13 protein-coding genes are annotated in these 16,424 nt (G+C 62.0%); 12 read left to right on the top strand and 1 reads right to left on the bottom strand.

What is annotated here, in order from left to right; genetic code table 11:
- The 10 genes from ACLBWT_RS15090 (at position 1) to ACLBWT_RS15045 (ending at position 13,303) form a co-directional block, all read left to right on the top strand.
- Positions 1-1,221, top strand: coding sequence for a glycosyltransferase (locus ACLBWT_RS15090; RefSeq protein WP_447663954.1), 1,221 nt, complete (start codon positions 1-3; stop codon positions 1,219-1,221).
- Positions 1,218-1,859, top strand: coding sequence for a WcaF family extracellular polysaccharide biosynthesis acetyltransferase (locus tag ACLBWT_RS15085; protein WP_447663953.1), 642 nt, complete (start codon positions 1,218-1,220; stop codon positions 1,857-1,859). The genes ACLBWT_RS15090 and ACLBWT_RS15085 overlap by 4 nt, the downstream gene beginning before the upstream one ends.
- A gap of 69 nt (positions 1,860-1,928) precedes the next feature.
- Positions 1,929-3,287 (top strand): glycosyltransferase family 4 protein, encoded by a 1,359-nt coding sequence (locus ACLBWT_RS15080; protein ID WP_447663952.1) that lies wholly within the window; start codon positions 1,929-1,931, stop codon positions 3,285-3,287.
- Positions 3,288-3,393: 106 nt separating this feature from the next.
- On the top strand, positions 3,394-4,764 hold the full coding sequence (locus ACLBWT_RS15075; protein ID WP_447663951.1) for a sugar phosphate nucleotidyltransferase: 1,371 nt from the start codon (positions 3,394-3,396) through the stop codon (positions 4,762-4,764).
- Between the two features lie 69 nt (positions 4,765-4,833).
- Positions 4,834-6,045, top strand: coding sequence for a hypothetical protein (locus ACLBWT_RS15070; protein ID WP_447663950.1), 1,212 nt, complete (start codon positions 4,834-4,836; stop codon positions 6,043-6,045).
- Between the two features lie 32 nt (positions 6,046-6,077).
- Entirely contained in the window at positions 6,078-7,421 is a 1,344-nt protein-coding gene (locus ACLBWT_RS15065) for a UDP-glucose dehydrogenase family protein (RefSeq protein ID WP_447663949.1), read from the top strand.
- A 155-nt stretch (positions 7,422-7,576) separates the two neighbouring features.
- Positions 7,577-10,471: an S-layer homology domain-containing protein gene (locus ACLBWT_RS15060; protein WP_447663948.1), complete on the top strand. Its 2,895-nt coding sequence runs from the start codon at positions 7,577-7,579 to the stop codon at positions 10,469-10,471.
- A 90-nt stretch (positions 10,472-10,561) separates the two neighbouring features.
- Positions 10,562-11,161: a hypothetical protein gene (locus ACLBWT_RS15055; RefSeq protein ID WP_447663947.1), complete on the top strand. Its 600-nt coding sequence runs from the start codon at positions 10,562-10,564 to the stop codon at positions 11,159-11,161.
- Positions 11,162-11,196: 35 nt separating this feature from the next.
- Positions 11,197-12,414 carry a stalk domain-containing protein gene (locus ACLBWT_RS15050; protein WP_447663946.1) on the top strand — a complete coding sequence of 406 codons (1,218 nt, stop codon included), beginning with the start codon at positions 11,197-11,199 and terminating at the stop codon, positions 12,412-12,414.
- 34 nt (positions 12,415-12,448) lie between these two features.
- Complete coding sequence (locus ACLBWT_RS15045; RefSeq protein WP_447663945.1) at positions 12,449-13,303, top strand: hypothetical protein; 855 nt, start codon at positions 12,449-12,451, stop codon at positions 13,301-13,303.
- 73 nt (positions 13,304-13,376) lie between these two features.
- Here the strand turns inward: ACLBWT_RS15045 and ACLBWT_RS15040 are convergent, their stop codons facing one another.
- Positions 13,377-13,742, bottom strand: a complete 366-nt coding sequence (locus ACLBWT_RS15040; protein WP_447663944.1) for a helix-turn-helix domain-containing protein — start codon at positions 13,740-13,742, stop codon at positions 13,377-13,379.
- 496 nt (positions 13,743-14,238) lie between these two features.
- Here ACLBWT_RS15040 and ACLBWT_RS15035 point away from each other — a divergent pair, with 496 nt between their 5' ends.
- Positions 14,239-15,003 carry an HNH endonuclease gene (locus tag ACLBWT_RS15035; RefSeq protein WP_447663943.1) on the top strand — a complete coding sequence of 255 codons (765 nt, stop codon included), beginning with the start codon at positions 14,239-14,241 and terminating at the stop codon, positions 15,001-15,003.
- 316 nt (positions 15,004-15,319) lie between these two features.
- Positions 15,320-16,090 carry a CAP domain-containing protein gene (locus tag ACLBWT_RS15030; protein WP_447663942.1) on the top strand — a complete coding sequence of 257 codons (771 nt, stop codon included), beginning with the start codon at positions 15,320-15,322 and terminating at the stop codon, positions 16,088-16,090.
- The last annotated feature ends 334 nt before the right edge of the window (positions 16,091-16,424 follow it).

Raw genomic sequence — 16,424 nt, 5'->3', positions numbered from 1 at the left:
ATGAAAATCCTGCATGTCATCGCGAATCTGGCCCCCCGTTACGGAGGGCCGGCCAAGGCCGGGCTGGAAATGGCCGCCGTGCTGGCGGCCAAAGGACATGAAGTGACGATCTTCACGACGAACCAGGACGGCGACGGCGTCCTTGACGTGCCCGTGGATACTCCGGTCGTTAAAAACGGGGTGACAATACGCTATTTCCCGGTCATCCAGCCTAAATTCTGGAGAACCTCGCCGGCGATGGCGCTTGCGTTGAACAAGGAAATTCCGAAGTTCGACATCGTCCATATCCATTCGCTGTACCTGTTCCACGGCATGGCCGCAGGGCATTTCGCCCGCAAGCACGGCGTGCCTTACATCGTGCGACCGCACGGCACGCTCGATCCGGTCATGCATGCCCGGCACCGCGGCCGCAAGCGGATCATGGAGACGCTGTTCGAGAACCGCAACATTCGGCTCGCCGACGCCCTCCACTACACGACGGAGGAGGAGCTGGTGCTTGCCAAGCCCTATGTCCATGGCAGCTCCGGCTTCGTCGTTCCGAATGGCGTCAACACCTCCGAATACGCGGACCTTCCGATGAAGGGATCGTTCCGCCGCGGCTACCGCCTGCTCGACGGCAAGAAGATGCTGCTGTTCTTCAGCCGCATCAACTTCAAGAAGGGCCTCGACATCCTGGTCGAAGCCTTCCGCGACATCCATCGCCGCCATCCGGATACGGTGCTGGTGCTGACAGGCCCGGATGACGAGAACTACGGCCAGAAGGTCAAGGAATGGCTGGCCAAGGCGAACTTGAGCGATTTCGTCATCTTCACGGGCATGCTGACCGGCAGGGACAAGCTTGCCGTGCTCCGGGATGCGGATGTCTTCATCCTCCCTTCTTATACGGAGAATTTCGGCATCTCGGTTGTGGAGGCGATGGCCTGCGAAGTGCCGGTCGTCATCTCGGACAAGGTCAACATTTGGCGCGAGGTCGTGCAGGAAGGCGCCGGACGCGCCGTTCCATGCGATCCGGGCAAGGTAGCGGAGGCGGTGTCGGAAATTTTGAACAATCCGGAACTCGGAGCGGAAATGGGGCGCCAGGGCAAGCAGCTCGTGGAGAAATATTACGAGTGGAGCCAGGTTGGCGTGCAGCTGGAGCAGGAATACCGGCAGCTGATCGGCAAGAGCGGACGGCAAAAGGCAGGACGCTCTGCCGGCGCCGCTCTGGAGATGACGAGATGAACCGCATCCGGCTGGATCGGTACAACCAGGACTGGTACTCCCGGGGCCGCAGCGGTCCCGTCGTGCTGCTCTGGTGGCTCGTGCAGGGAAGCCTGTTCCGCTATTCGCTGCATCCGATGTACGGCTGGAGAAGGTTCCTGCTCCGCCTGTTCGGAGCCCGCATCGGCAGCGGCGTCCAGATCCGCTCCACAGCCCGCTTCACCTACCCGTGGAAGATCAGCATCGGAGACTGCTCCTGGGTCGGCGACGACGCCGAGTTCTACAGCCTCGACGCAATCGAGGTCGGCAGCCACTGCGTCGTCTCTCAGCGCAGCTATCTGTGCACCGGCTCGCATGACATCGGGGATCCGAGCTTCGGCCTCATCACCAAGCCGATCGTCATCCGCGACGGAGCCTGGATCGCGAGCGACGTCTTCGTCTATCCCGGCGTCACGGTCGGCACGATGGCGGTCGCCGCGGCCCGCAGCACCGTAACCCGGAGCATTCCGGACGGAGAGGTGCATGCCGGCACGCCGGCCGCATTCGTGAAGCGCAGGTTCGCGGAGGAAGCTGCGGACAACGCTGCGGGCAGCACGGCCATCGCCGACAGCGGGCTGCCGCCAAGAAACAGCGGCTATGCGGGAAGAAGCGCCGGATAGCCGGCCAGAGAAAGCAGGGAGCCCGGCCGCAGCGCCGGCCAGCCCGCAAGAAGGGAGGCCTGGAGAAAAGTGAGCAAGCCGCGCATCGTTTTCGTCATCAATTACTTTTATCCCGACTACGCCTCGACCGGCCAGCTGCTGACAGAGCTGTGCCTGCATCTGCAGCATGACTTCGACATTACGGTCATTGCGCAGCAGCCGGGCTACGCCGGGGAGAAGAAGGACGCCAAGGCGGCCCGCTTCGCCGAGGATCGGCTGGAGAACATCACCATCCTGCGGATCCGCCTGCCGGAGGTGGACAAGCGGAGCAAAGCAAGCCGCCTCAAGTATATCGCATCCTATTTCTTCCATGCGGTACGGCTGCTGCTGCGCCAGCGCGAGGTCGACTTCATCTATACGATCTCGCAGCCTCCCGTTCTGGGCGGGCTGATCGGCACCATCGGCAAGCTGTTCAAGCGGGCCAAGCATATCTACAACATCCAGGATTTCAATCCCGAGCAGGCGCAGGCGGTCGGCTTCATGAACCATCCGCTGATCCACCGGACCGCGCTGGAGCTCGACAAGCTGAACTGCCGGCTGTCGGATCATATCATCACGGTCGGACAGGACATGAAGGAGACGCTGGAGCGCAGATTTGCCGGACGCCGGGTGCCGGCGCATACCGTCATCAACAACTGGACGGACGAGCAGGACATCGTACCTCTGCGGCGGGACGATCCCGGCGTAGCCGCATTCCTGCGGGAACACGGGCTGGAGGATAAATTCGTCGTCATGTACTCCGGCAATCTGGGCCTCTACTACGATCTCGAGAATCTGATCCGCATCGCGCCGCAATTCCGGCAGATGTCCGACCTGATGTTCGTGTTCATCGGGGAGGGAGCGGTCAAGCCGCTCATGGAACAGTTCGTCGCGGAGCATGGGCTCGACAACGTGCTCTTCCTCCCATATCAGCCGAAGGACAGGCTCCGATACTCGCTGAACGCGGCCGACGTGCATCTGGTCGTCAATCAGAAGGGCATCAAGGGCGTGTCCGTTCCGAGCAAGATCTACGGCGTCATGGCCGCGGGAAAAGCAGTCATGGGCGTCCTGGAGGAAGGCAGCGAAGCCCATCGCCTGATCGTGGAAAGCGGCTGCGGCAGCTCTTCGGAGCCGCAGCGTTACGGAGATGCGGTACGCCAGCTCACGGAGCTGTATGCGATGGGGCGCGGGGAGCTGTCGCGGCGAGGGCTCGCCGGGAGAGCTTACCTCGAGCGCCATCTGCGGCGAAGCCTCTCGCTGGAGAAGTACCGGCAGCTGCTGCTCTCGCTGCATCGCAGCGGCGGACGGCGCGGGCGTCGGGTCCGCGTCGCTTCGGCTCCGCTCGCCGAGCTGCGGCGGACGCCGGCCGAGAGCGGAGCGGCGAGCCGGGCGGAGCCGGCGGGACGATGAGATCCGGCAGCGGGGCAAGCGGCTCCAAGCCGGCAAGAAGCATGGACTGTACAGGCGCACGTCATTCAGCGGCATGGCCGCAGCAGGAGAAAGGTGGAGGAATACGATGAAGCTCGTTCTTTTGTCCGGAGGCTCCGGCAAGCGGCTGTGGCCGCTTTCCAACGATCTGAGATCCAAGCAGTTCCTGAAGGTTCTGGAAGATGAAGAGGGCTCCCGGGTTTCCATGGTCCAGCGCGTCTGGGGGCAGATCGAGGCGGCCGGCTTCGGCGGTTCCGGTTATATCGCCACCGGCAGCAGCCAGACGGAGCTCATCCGCGGCCAGCTCGGACCGGATGTGCCCATGATCGTCGAGCCGGCCCGCAGGGATACGTTCCCCGCGATCGCTCTCGCGGCCGCATACCTGTTCTCCGTCGAGGGAGTAAGCCCGGACGAGACGGTAGCGGTGCTGCCGGTCGATCCTTATGTCGAGGAGAGGTTCTTCGAAACCGTAGCCAGCCTGGACGGAGTGCTCAGGAGCACAGGTGCGGACCTGGCTCTGATCGGGGTGAAGCCGAGCTATCCGTCCGAGAAATACGGCTACATCGTGCCGGAACAGCCTGCCTCGCCGGGAGACGAATCATTCCGCGTGGGCGGCTTCCGCGAGAAGCCTTCCGTAGAAGCGGCGGCCGGCCTCATGGAGCAGGGAGCGCTCTGGAACTGCGGCGTCTTCGCATTCCGGCTGGACTATATGCTCGCCATCATGGAATCCAAGGGCATTCCGCTCGTCTACGACCAGCTCGTCCAGGATTACTCCAGCCTCGAGAGCATCAGCTTCGATTACGAGGTCGTGGAGCGGGCGCGCAACATCGCGGCGGTCGCCTACGACGGGTACTGGAAGGACCTCGGCACCTGGAACACGCTGACCGAGGAGATGAGGGATCCCAAGATGGGACGCGGCATCGTCAGCGGAGACTGCGTGAATACGCATCTGATCAATGAAACGGATATTCCGGTCACCGTGCTCGGCCTATCGAACATCGTCGTAGCCGCCAGCCCGGACGGCATTCTCGTCACCGAAAAAGGAGCGAGCACGAGGCTGAAGGAATTCATCGGCCACGATCAGCGGCCCATGTACGAGGAACGCCGCTGGGGCTGGGTCAGGGTTCTCGACGACAGCCTGTATGCAGACGGAACCTGCGTGTTGACCAAGCGCGTCGGCATCGGCGGCAGCCAGAGCATCGGGTACCGTCTGCATCAGCATCGGGAGGAAGTATGGACGATCGTCAAGGGCGAGGGAGAGTTCATCTGCAACGGCACGTACATGCAGGTGAAGGCAGGGAATGTGCTGCATATCCCGATGAAGACGCTGCATGGCATCCGCGCCACGAGCGATCTCGAGTTCATCTCGGTCCAGACCGGCCGTCATGAGCAGGAGAACTCGATCATGGAGCTGTACAGCAGCTGGGAGGAAATCCAGCAGAACTGCATGAGAGCGTAATTCGGCGAGGCCGCCGGAAGGAAGGACCTCCGGCCGGCCAGCCGGCAGAGGCCTGAAGGAGGATGCGGCATGGCCGTGGCGATCGCCTATTACATTTCGGATTACGGATACGGCCATGCCGCCCGCAGCATCGCGGTGATCAGGTCGATGCTGCGGCAAGCCTCGGAGCAGGGCCTGCCGCTGAACCTTCATCTGGTCAGCGGCCGCGCGCTTCCTTTTCTGGAGCAGTCGCTGCGGGCAGAGTTCGAAGCGGGGAGCTGCGAAGGACACCGCCTTCAGCTGCGCTTCATGGAATCGGGTCCGGGCTATGCTCTGCGGCAGGGCACCTGCCAAGCAGATGTCGGGCTGCTGCGGCAGGCTTACATCCCCTATATCGATAAAATGCCTCGGAGGATCACAAGCGAAGCCGCATGGCTGGAAGAAGCGGGCATCCGGCTGGTCGTCTCGGATATCGTCCCCGAGGCGTTCCCTGCCGCTTCCAAGGCGGGCATTCCCTCCGCAGGCATCTCTAATTTCACCTGGCATACCGCCTATCAGGACATGCTGCCTGCGGAGCTGCTGGAACCTCTTGCCAAAGCTTACCTCGACATGGATCGGTTCATCGCCCTTCCTGGAGCGCGCGAGCCGGCGTGGGCCGCAGAGCCGAGCATCGATGCCGGATTCTTCTCCCGGCAGGCGGGAGCCGCCGAGGCGGCTCAGTTAAGGAAGCGCCTGGATCCGAGCGGGGAGCGCAAGCTGATCTGCTTGTTCCCGGGCAAGGACACGGGCAAGGTCGATCTGCTGCAAAACCTGCCGCTGCTGAGCGACCGGAGATGGCTGCCCATCGTGTCTTCAACGATGGAACTGCCCGAAGGTTTGGAGCCTATCGTCCGCATTCCTGCCGAGGCCACCGAATCCCAGCTCTATGTCGCCGCGAGCGACTTGGTTCTGACCAAGCCGGGATGGGGCACCGTGGCGGAAGCTGTCGCCTTCGGCAAGCCGCTTGTGCTGCTGGAGAGGCCGCTGTTCCGCGAAGACCGCTGTACGATGGAGGCGCTGGCCGGGCTTCACCCCCATCTGGCGATGAGCGAGGACCAGCTCATGCGGCCGGATCTCGGCGACCGGCTGCTGCACTGGCTGGAATCAGCCGCCTTTTCCGGTCCGCCTGCCGCGGGAGGCCGTCCGGACGAGGCAGGGCTCATCGCGGCCCGCCTGCTGGGCTGGGCATTGATGGAAGCCGCCCATGAGGAAGGGACTTCCATCAAGGCTGCTCTCGGGGAAAAGATCGAATCGCAACGCTGAACGCCAAATTTCGCATAACGGGAGTGGAAGCCATGAAGATTACGGTAGTAGGGACAGGATATGTCGGGCTGGTGTCGGGGGTCTGCTATGCGGAGCTGGGGCATTCCGTCATTTGCGTGGACAAGGATCCTTTGAAAATCGCCACTTTGCAAAACGGGGATATTCCCATCTATGAGCCGGGGCTTCAGGAGCTGTCCGTCCGCAACGCGGAGCTTGGCCGGCTGAGCTTCACCTCCAGCCTGGATGCGGCAGTCAAAGGCGCCGATCTCATCATCATCGCAGTCGGAACGCCGCCGCTGCCGGGAGGCGAAGCGAATCTCGCCTACATCGAGCTGGCTGCCAAGGAGATCGCCGATGCGATGGAAGGCAACCCCGTCGTGGCCATCAAAAGCACGGTGCCTGTCGGAACGAATGAAAAGGTGCGGGACCTGATCCGCAGCCGCACCGAATGCCCGTTCGACAGCGTCTCGCTGCCGGAGTTCCTGCGCGAGGGCTCCGCCGTCCCGGATACGATGCATCCGGACCGGATCGTCGTCGGCACGGATTCTCTGCGTGCGGAAGCTCTGCTGCGGGAGCTGCACGTCGGTCTCGGCGGCGCTTTTGTCGTGACGGACATCCGCAGCGCCGAAATGATCAAGTACGCATCCAATGCGTTTCTGGCGACCAAGATCTCCTTCATCAACGAGATTGCGAACATTTGCGAGAAAGTCGGAGCGGATGTGACGAGGGTCGCCGAAGGCATGGGCTACGACAAGCGGATCGGCTCCTCGTTCCTGAAGGCGGGAATCGGCTACGGAGGGTCCTGCTTCCCCAAGGACACGCAGGCGCTGATCCAGATCGCAGGGCATTTCGATTACGAGTTCAAGCTGCTGCGCTCCGTCGTCGAGGTGAACCAGGGCCAGCGCTTCAATATCGTGCGCAAGCTCGAATCGATCTTCGGCGATCTGGAAGGACGGACGATCGCGGTATGGGGGCTTGCGTTCAAGCCTGAAACCGATGACGTGAGGGAAGCTCCTGCCCAGGAGATCATCGGGGAGCTTCTGGATCGGGGAGTCCGGGTCCGGGCCTACGATCCGATCGCAATGGACAATTTCCGCAGCCACTTCGGCGGCGGAGCGGGACGGGTGGACTGGTGCTCCGGCGCGCTGGAAGCCGCCGCGGGAGCCGATGCGGTCTGCCTGCTGACGGAATGGGAGGAATTCGTCTCCATCGACCTTGCCGAGCTTCGCGCGATGCTCCGCCAGCCGGTGCTGATCGACGGCCGCAATGCTTTCCGCGAGCAGGATCTCGAAGGCACGGACTTCGTGTACTACTCGGTCGGACGCCCCGGCATGACCCGCGGAGTGAAGGATCCGATTCCCGAGCTGAGCTATTGATCTCTTGCAGCCCGCCCAGGCAAGCCCGGGCGGGCGAAGCTGCAGGACGAGCTGGGAGGAAGGCATGATTCCCAGGCGGTCTCCGCTGCCATCCGTTCGCATCATTCAACGCTTGACAAGCGATGGAGAAAACTATTCCAAGAGGTGAAGATGCAATGACATGGAAAAAAAAGATGACGTTGTCCACACTGGCCGCCATCCTGGCGTCAGGCGCTGCTGCGGCTGTTCCTCCTCGTCCGGCAGCCCATGCCGGGCTGATCGGTTATGCCTATGCGGCCGACAGCCTGCCGCAGCCTGGCACGATCGACCAGGCGCTGGCCCAGTTGTATGCGCTTCACGCCGCTCTTCTGGCCGGAGATCCGGCCGATTACCGGGATGTGCTGAATTTCCGCGAGGAGCTTCGCTCCCTCGATCCTGCGGCAGAGTTCGCCATCGCGGCTCCGGTATGGGACAAGATCCAGCCGAAGCTGGCGGCGTCCGAGGATCTGGAGTTCATCAAGAGCAATCTGTTCCTGCTCATGCGGGACACGATAGCGCTGCTGTACGCGCCGGAGGCCTCCGATCTTCAGGCGATCCGCTCCAATGCGGATTACCGCCGCGCGCTCGTACCGATCGTCCGCGCGGGCGGAATCGACGACCTGACGATGGACGAGGTGGTCGAATTCATGTACGGGAACGGCGCGGACAAGCGCGGCGTCGAGGGCACGATTCGGGAGTTCGTGTCTCGCCTGAGCCAGGCTGAGCTGATGCAGCTGCTGTTCATGCCGGAGAAGCGCAACGAGCTCATGCTGCGGGTGCTGACGGACATGCTCGGCCGCACGGGCGACTATGCGTTCAGCCGCATGCTGCAGGCATACGGCATTACGGGCGCGGATCTGGTGAAGGTGCTCGGCAATGCCCAGGAGCGGCTGCAGCTGGAAAAGCCTGCGGGAACGGCGCTGCTCGTCGCGCTCATGAGGATGACGAGCTCTGAGCTCGTCAAGGTCGGCAATGGCGGGCGCATGCATCAGTATTCGCTGCTGCTGAACGGCATCGCCGCTCCGGAGGGAGCGATCCGCTGGTATAAAATCGAAGGCGATGCCGATGTGCGTGTTTTCGTGAACGGGCTGGTCACCATTCCGGACGACTCGGCTGCGGGAAGCGCGCTTCTTCAGGCGAAGCTGATCAATCCTTACGGAGGACCGGAGAAAATCGTGTTCGAGAAAAGAATTACGCTGACGGCGGAGTCGGGGGCGACGCCGAGCCCGAGTCCGGATCCTGGGGCAAGCCCGACGCCGGATCCTGGGGCAAGTCCGACGCCGGTTCCTACGCCGACGCCGGATCCTGGGGCAAGTCCGACGCCAGATCCTACGCCGACGCCGGATCCTGGGGCAAGTCCGACACCGGTTCCTACGCCGAGCCCGGATCCTGGGGCAAGCCCGACGCCGAGCCCGGGAACGAGCCCGAGCCCGGATCCTGGAGCAAGTCCGACGCCGAGCCCGGGAACGAGCCCGACACCGGATCCTGGGGCAAGTCCGACGCCGAGCCCGGGAACGAGCCCAAGCCCGGATCCTGGGGCAAGTCCGACGCCGGTTCCTACGCCGACGCCGGATCCTGGAACCGGCGGAGGCTTCCCTGGATTCCCGGGCTTTCCGGGAGGAGGCTTCCCTGGCGGAGGAACGCCGGGCAGCGGCAGCGGATCCGGCTCCGAATCGGGTAACGCCGGTCCGGGAAGCATCGCCGAGCGGATCCGCTCGATCGTCGAGCAGTATCTCGCCAGGATCGAGGCGATCCGCAGGGAGCTGGCCGCTTCTCCGACGCCGGCGCAGCGGATCGCGCTCATCCGCGAGGCGTTCAAGGCTGCCCAGGAAGCGCTGGATGCCATCGCCAAGATCAACCCGACGGCGCAGGAGCCTGACTCGGCCGGCCTGTCCGGCATCAAGTGGGACTCCGCCGATGCCCTGGCCAGCCTTGCGGCTGTGTCCGAGGCGGCGGCTTCGGTCAAGAGCGCGCTGGACGGACTGGATGGATCCGGCTCCGACCTCGCCAAGAAGCTGCGCGTCAGCGTTCTGCTCGATGCCGGATCGGCCGGCAGCAGCTGGTCGCTGGAAGTTCCCCGGGAAGCCTTGACCGCTGCGCAGACATCCGGCATCCAGTACATCGGACTGGCCGGCGGCGGAGCGCAAGTGTCCGTTCCCGTAGACGGGCACAGCGGCGACCTGCATATCAGCCTGACCCATGAGGCCGACAGCGAAGTCCGGAAGGCGACCGATCTTCCGCTTGCCTCGGGCGGATATTCGTTCAAAGTCCGCCAGAATGGACAGGCTTCGGCAACGAGCGCCAAACCGCTCCGGCTCTCCTTGCCGGTGTCGGCGGACAGTGCGGGCAGCGACCTGCTCGGGCTCGTGAGAATCCGTTCGGGACGCGCGGTCGATTTCCAGGCCGGCACGGTATCCTCGTTATATGAAGCGGATGTGCTGGATTCGGCGGCGGTCTATGCCGTCGTCGAAAACAAAGTGGAATTCTCCGACTTGGCGAAGGTCAAATGGGCGGAGGCGTCCATTCAAGGCATAGCCGCCAAAGGAATCATGACTGGCGTAGCTGCCGGCAAGTTCGACCCTTCCCGGTCGGTTACGAGGGCGGAGATCGCCAAGATGATCGTCCGAGCATTCAATCTGGAAGGATCGTCGGCTGATATCGCGTTCAAAGACGTGAAGGCGACCGACTGGTTCGCTCCGTATGTAGCTGCTGCCGTCGCAAGCGGCATTACGAACGGACGGAGCAGGGACAGCTTCGCTCCCAATGCTCCGGTCAGCCGGCAGGAGCTGGCTGTGATGGTGACGAGGGCGATGCAGGCGGCAGGCGGCTACCCGGCTCTGACGAACCCGGATGCGGCGCTGGCAGCCTACAAAGACCAGGCAGCGGTAGCGGCTTCCTTGCGCCCCGGCGTCGCTCTCGCAGCACAGCTCGGCATCGTCGGAAGCGACGGCGTTCTTCAGCCGGCGAAGCCGGCATCAAGAGCTGAGGCCGCTGTCATTCTCTATCGGACGCTGAAGCAGCTTCAATCCTGATTGAGGCCTCTACGGTTGTTTCGCCGGCAGCTGCCGGCGGACAGCCGTTTTGCGCTTCGGCAAGGAAATCGCGAACCAGGAGGGCATGGTATGAGAACCAGACGAATCGCGGCCGTGCTGGCCGCTTGCGGATTGCTCGGAGGAGCTGCATTTTTCTCGATCGGCTGGGCTGGGGAAAAGGCGCTCGGACTGCTTGCGGATCCGTCGCTTGCCGGTATCCAGGAGGAGGCGGGTGCCAGGGCAGGGGCCACCCCGTCTCTCTCCGGAGCCGAGCACGCGGATGCCGGACATCAAGGTATCCGGACGGACGAAGCATCTCCCGGACGTTCCGGTCCTCCCTCTGTTCCGGATGCTCAAGCGGAATCGGCTTCAGCAGTCGGCAAGGCTTCATCCGGAGCGTCGGTAGACCGGGGAGGGGGACTGTCGGTGGAGAAGGCCAGGCAAGCAGGGAAGAAGCTGTCCCTGTCGGAGAAGGCGGAAGTGCTCCGTATTTTGACGGGAAGCCTGGGAAGCAAGGAAATCACGGTCCTCAAGGAACTGGCTAAGGGAGGACTCAGCAAGGACGAGAAACAGGAAGTCAAGGAGCTTTTGCTGGAGCAGCTGGCGCCGGGCGACTACAACCGGCTCTCGGCCCTCGCCTTCAAGGCTGGAGCGGGCGGCGGAGGCAAGGCGGAGCAGGTCAAGCGCTGAGCGGGCGATCCATATCAAGCAAAGGGGAACGAAGGATGAAACGGATTGGAAGGAGAAAAGCGGCGGCTTATGCCGCGGCAGCGGCTCTGCTGCTCATGGGGACAGGGGCAGGCAGCGCGGCTGCAGCCGCTGCGAAGCCGGCTGCAGCTGCCGTTCAGGCGGCGGTGAAGGCGGAATCCATCGGAGCGAAGCTGGTCGTCGACGGCAAGCTGCAGAAGTTGAAGGAAGGAATTTATATTTTAATAGAAGGAGGCCGGGTATACGTTCCGCTGCGCGTCGCAGCTGCTGCTCTTGAATGCAGGGTGGAATGGGATTCCAAGTCCCGAAGCGTGTCGCTGTGGACGCCGTCCGTGCGTCAGCAACAAGCTGTGAAAGGAAAGGCCGGGACGGTCTACACGGTCCCATCAGCCCCAGCCGGCCATAAGCTCAGCCTGACGGATGCGAAGGCATCGTTCTCCGCCGATGGCAAGGCGGCTGTATTGCCTAAGGACCAGCGAGCCTATATCGCCGCAGACACGATCTATGTCCCGCTGCGTTTTCTGGCGGAGCTGTCGGGCGCGGCCGTCCAATGGACATCCTCAAGCCAACTGATCGAATTGTCGCTGCCAGCCGCAGGCGGGGCGGGCGGCAGTTCGGAAGGCGGCCTCAGCGGCCCTGGCGAAGGCTCATCCGGAGCTTCTCCGGACACCCCGGGTTCGGCTCCAGGGAGTCCGGAGTCTCCTCCGGCATCCGAAACGTCGCCGGGAGGCGTGCCGACTCCGGCAGTTCCGGGAACTGGAGCACCGGGTATACCCGGAGTGCCGTCTGTTCCCGATCCCAGTCCCGGTCCTTCTGTTCCAGCACCATCTCCAACGATACCGCCGGGTTCTGGCAATCCGCCGGTGACCGTGCCTCCTGCGCCGACTCCTGCGCCGACTCCTGCGCCGCAGCCCTCCGTGCCGCAGAAGGATATTCAGAATGCGGCGGAGGACAAGCTCAACAGCCTGCTGGTGCAGTGCCAGAACAAGCTGATGGATGCCGCGTTCCGGTACATGCAGTCCGGCAGCGCGGAGGCGAAAAGCAAAATCCGCGCGGAAGGAGAAGCGGCGCTGGCCGATTGCGACCGCAGCTTCGAATCCATTCTGGCGGACACGGGAACCAAGCTGGAAGCAGGCGGATATTCCACAGCGATTCTCGCCACTTACCGGAATATGTACGAGGAGCAGAAGGCTATCGGGGTGAAATTGCTCGACAGCATGATGCAGAAGCCTTGATCGCCGCATCTCCGGCATGGAAGGAGTGGAAGGCATGGAAATGCAGAAGAAAAGGAAGAAGCGCCGGCGCCAAAGCAGGAAGTCTCGAAGCTGGAGCCTCGGAAAGCTTGCCTTGGCAGCCGTCATGGCTGCGGCGCTGGTGCCGGCTGTAACGGGATACATGCATCATCGAAGTCTGGGTGCAGGCGCTGGAGAGACAGCTGTCGCTCCTCGGCTGGAAGCAAGCAAGGACAGCCCGTCGGAAGTGCTCCCGATGGACCGGGAACCGGACAGCCCCGCTCCGGCGGGCGCTGGCCTCTCCAGCGGGCAGGCCCTTCTCCCTGGAGAAAAGAATCCGGCATCCGCAGGAACCGGCAGCGGCAGCAGCAAGGCCGGAAGCCGCCCGGCCTCGCCTGCGCCGGAAATGTCTCCCTCGCCGATGACGGAGCCGCCTCAGCCGGGATCTTCAGCCGCGGGAGAGAAGAAGCCTCTTCCGGCCGCATCGCCGGGGGCTGATAAGATGACCGATGGTCATGGAGCGGCTGCGGCCTTGGCGGCTTCCGATGAAGAAGTCCGCGCCTTTGAGGTTAGGCTGGCTGCTCTTCAGAAGCAGTGCGTAAGCGAGGCGGGAAGCGTGCTGGAGCTCGCTGGAACGAAGTCGGACGCGGTCCGCAGAGGAGAGCTCGACCAGGAGGGGGCCGCTAAGGCCGTCGGCGAGTTGAACGAAAAAATGGACGAGGCGCAATCATCCTGCGGCACCCGCTTCAAAGCGCTGATCCAGGAGGCTGAGCAGGCATCCGTATCATCCGGGAAGCGGCAGCAATGGGAAGAAAGCTATGAGGCCTCCAGCAAGCTTTTGAGAGCCGGCTTGACGGAGCGGCTGAAAGGGCTGAAGCAGGCAGGCGGATGATCGGCGAAGCGGGTACCGCTCCGGACTGTCGACGCCGATCGTCTTTTGAAGCAAAAAAACCGGCAGGCTGCAATCAGCCATTGCCGGTTTCGTCTTTTCGAAAGCTGCGTTCCCTTACGACTCTTTCAATGAGAAGTCGGATCAGATCGACGTCCTCGGTCTCGAGAGGAATGCCGTCCCAGTGAAGCTGCTGGAGATTGAGCCATTCACGAGCGTTGCTGGTCGGTTCTGCAGGCTCCGAGAAATCGGTCAGTCCAAGCAAGTAGTCGGATGTCGTCTGCAGCCGACGGGCGATGGTGTGGATGGATTCAAGCGTAGGCTGGCGATAGCCGGATTCATAACCCGCATAAGTGCTCTTGGCTACGCCGACGTAATCGGCTACTTCCTGCATGGTCAGCTTTCTCTTCTTGCGCAGCTGCTTCAGTCGTTTCGCGAACATTTCTCACCATCCCCCTTAAGGACAATATGACCCTGTCGAGCTGCCGAGGCTGCAAGTATTCGTAGCCATATTAAAAGTGCATGACGATTCTATGTACTCTACTAACTTCATTATAGCATGGCATGCGGCAACATGCACCTAGGAAAATAGGTCATTGGAATCATGATAGTAAGACTATAGTCACTGTTCATAAAGCGATTATAAGATACGGGATATCGTTATCGGTTCTATGTATTTTCAATTTATCCTATGCATTATCTGTAATCACGGCCGTATTCGGAATGAATGATGAGAATGCGGGCTTGGCTTCAAGGGAAACCTCTTGGAAGGGATGCAAGAGATAATAGGTTGAAAGTCCTATTATAGAGGGGGAATGGAGCCGGGGCGCTTCAGAAAATCGAAATTAGGAGCAGGCTTGCTGCAGGCATATTTAACGCAAGTGACCGTTTATGGTATGCTTTGGTTAGATAGTTGTACGAACGGAGCGTATTCATTCATGGACACCAAACAATGCGCCGCGTGCGGCCGTGATAAACCCGAGGGGGCCTTTCCCAAGCGTACCGGCCGAAACGGCAGAAGGGGCACTTGCCGCGCATGCCAGCGCCGGCGCAAGCGCGGAGCCGACGAGAGCGGCAGCGCCAGGCAGGCGCTTCCCGCTTCGCTCATCCTGCCGTCCCAGCCGGTGCTGTCTCCCTCAATCGTGATGACTCCTTCCGTGGAGACCTATGCCCCGGTGGAGACGTCTTCCGCGGCAGCGGAGCAGGCAGGCGGGCTGGTCAAGCGCAAGCGCAAGCGGCGCCGGCGGCGCAAAACCCGCAAGGGAGCGGTAGCGGCACATTCCCACACTCCCGGCACCCGGCTGCCGTTCAAAGCCATCAAGCCGTTCAAAGGCTCGTTCACGTACGATCCCTCGTTGCTGAACGATCGGGGCACCGGCATGATCCAGCTTCGGGGCCGACGGGAAAGCGGCAAACGCTGGCATACGGAGATCGACCGCGATATCGCCGTGCGCATGGTGCAGGAAGGAGCAGCCGGCATTCTCCATCCCAGGCTGATCCACAAGCTCTATACGAAGAGCGATTTCAGGCTGCTCATCCTCCAGAGGGACAACTATGTCTGCCATTACTGCGGCCGGTTCGGCGATACGATCGACCATGTTTTTCCGAAGTCGAAGGGCGGCCTCAGCACTCCGGCCAACTGCGTGTGCGCCTGCTCCGAATGCAATCTCAAAAAAGCGGATACGCTCCCCGATTATCTCTGATCCAATCTGTATGCTGCAGCCGCCCGGCTATTCGCCGGACGGCTTTTTTTCATGCCCTCGGCAACGCTGCTTCCGTCGGTTAGAAATTTCTCATCCGGCTCTCATAGAGCGGTTTCGAAAAGGCCTGAAAGCCGCGCGCCGGCTCGATCAGGCCTCATGAGAACGCCTGCCCGGACGGATGCTCGGAGTGCAGATTCCCAGAATCTTACTAGCCAAACCTGAAGTAGGGCGTGCTAGGATAGGGTTGTCCGGCAAGCTCGGGACGACACCAACTAGAATCTTCGCCAACGCGGAGAAAATCAGGAGGAGAATTTACGTGAACAAACGCACTTTTCTTGCCATAACAGTAGCAGCAGGCGTCGCCTTTTCCGGTACGGCCGGATATGCCGGCACAGCCCAGGCTGCGGCGGCCAAGCCCGCATCTTATACCCTTCAGCAAATGCTCAGCTCTTACGGAGTAGACTTTGAGGATCTTCTGAATAAACTGCAGCAAGGCGGCTTCGTCGTGAAGAAGCCGGCGCCGACGGCAACTCCGGCGCCGAAGGCAACTCCGGCACCGGCCAAGACACCTGCGCCAGCGGCGACGCCGGCACCGGTCAAGACGCCAGCACCGGTCAAGACACCAGCGCCGACGGCACCGGCCAAGACGCCGGCACCTACCGTGAAGCCTACTCCGGCTCCTGCCAACCCGGGATCCGGCCAGCAGGGAGCGAGCGATACGTCCACTTTTGCGCAGCAGGTCATCACCATCGTGAACCAGGAGCGCGCCAAGCAAGGCCTCGGAGCTCTTACGAGCGACATGCAGCTGACGAAGGTCGCTCTCGACAAAGCCAAGGACATGTACGTGAACAACTACTTCTCCCATACGTCGCCTACGTACGGATCCCCGTTCGATATGATGAAGGCTTACGGAGTCACGTACAACTATGCGGGAGAGAACATCGCCAAAGGACAGCGCACGCCTCAAGAGGTCATGACTGCATGGATGAACAGCGAAGGCCATAAGGCGAACATCCTGAAGTCGAACTTCACCAAAATTGGCGTCGCTTATTACAACGGCGTCTGGGTTCAGGAATTCAAAGGCTGATTACCGGCCATTCAGCGGGCTCCCCGTCCTGACGGGGGGCTTTTTTTGTGCTTGGCGGAATGGTTCCCTAAAAGAAGAACAGTCGACTTGCGAGCGGCCGACGCCATCCGGAAAAGCCCTGTTTCGCCCTTCGCAACCTCCATTAGAATTTTTTCATTCCGCCGGGAAGGCGGGCGGCGCCGATGCGCCGATCCCCTTTTGCCGCATGGGATCACGCTTCCTCAGGCAAAAATGAGAGCCTTTCATAATTGCTTCCTGTCAGTTTTTGGACGGTCCCCGGCGCGGAAGGCTGTGTTATTCTGAGTCCCGACGAGTTGCCGCGAACTCACATAAC

This window comes from Paenibacillus sp. D51F, assembly GCF_053345695.1.
Note: the sequence above shows the minus strand (reverse complement) of the source record. Positions and strands in the feature narration are given on the sequence as shown.

What these genes read in the sequence shown, in the direction of transcription:
- ACLBWT_RS15090 (WP_447663954.1), top strand. Translation starts at nt 1, where the DNA reads ATGAAAATCCTGCATGTCATCGCGAATCTGGCCCCCCGTTACGGAGGG.
- ACLBWT_RS15085 (WP_447663953.1), top strand. Translation starts at nt 1,218, where the DNA reads ATGAACCGCATCCGGCTGGATCGGTACAACCAGGACTGGTACTCCCGG.
- ACLBWT_RS15075 (WP_447663951.1), top strand. Translation starts at nt 3,394, where the DNA reads ATGAAGCTCGTTCTTTTGTCCGGAGGCTCCGGCAAGCGGCTGTGGCCG.
- ACLBWT_RS15070 (WP_447663950.1), top strand. Translation starts at nt 4,834, where the DNA reads ATGGCCGTGGCGATCGCCTATTACATTTCGGATTACGGATACGGCCAT.
- ACLBWT_RS15065 (WP_447663949.1), top strand. Translation starts at nt 6,078, where the DNA reads ATGAAGATTACGGTAGTAGGGACAGGATATGTCGGGCTGGTGTCGGGG.
- ACLBWT_RS15060 (WP_447663948.1), top strand. Translation starts at nt 7,577, where the DNA reads ATGACATGGAAAAAAAAGATGACGTTGTCCACACTGGCCGCCATCCTG.
- ACLBWT_RS15055 (WP_447663947.1), top strand. Translation starts at nt 10,562, where the DNA reads ATGAGAACCAGACGAATCGCGGCCGTGCTGGCCGCTTGCGGATTGCTC.
- ACLBWT_RS15050 (WP_447663946.1), top strand. Translation starts at nt 11,197, where the DNA reads ATGAAACGGATTGGAAGGAGAAAAGCGGCGGCTTATGCCGCGGCAGCG.
- ACLBWT_RS15045 (WP_447663945.1), top strand. Translation starts at nt 12,449, where the DNA reads ATGGAAATGCAGAAGAAAAGGAAGAAGCGCCGGCGCCAAAGCAGGAAG.
- ACLBWT_RS15040 (WP_447663944.1), bottom strand. Translation starts at nt 13,742, where the DNA reads ATGTTCGCGAAACGACTGAAGCAGCTGCGCAAGAAGAGAAAGCTGACC.
- ACLBWT_RS15035 (WP_447663943.1), top strand. Translation starts at nt 14,239, where the DNA reads ATGGACACCAAACAATGCGCCGCGTGCGGCCGTGATAAACCCGAGGGG.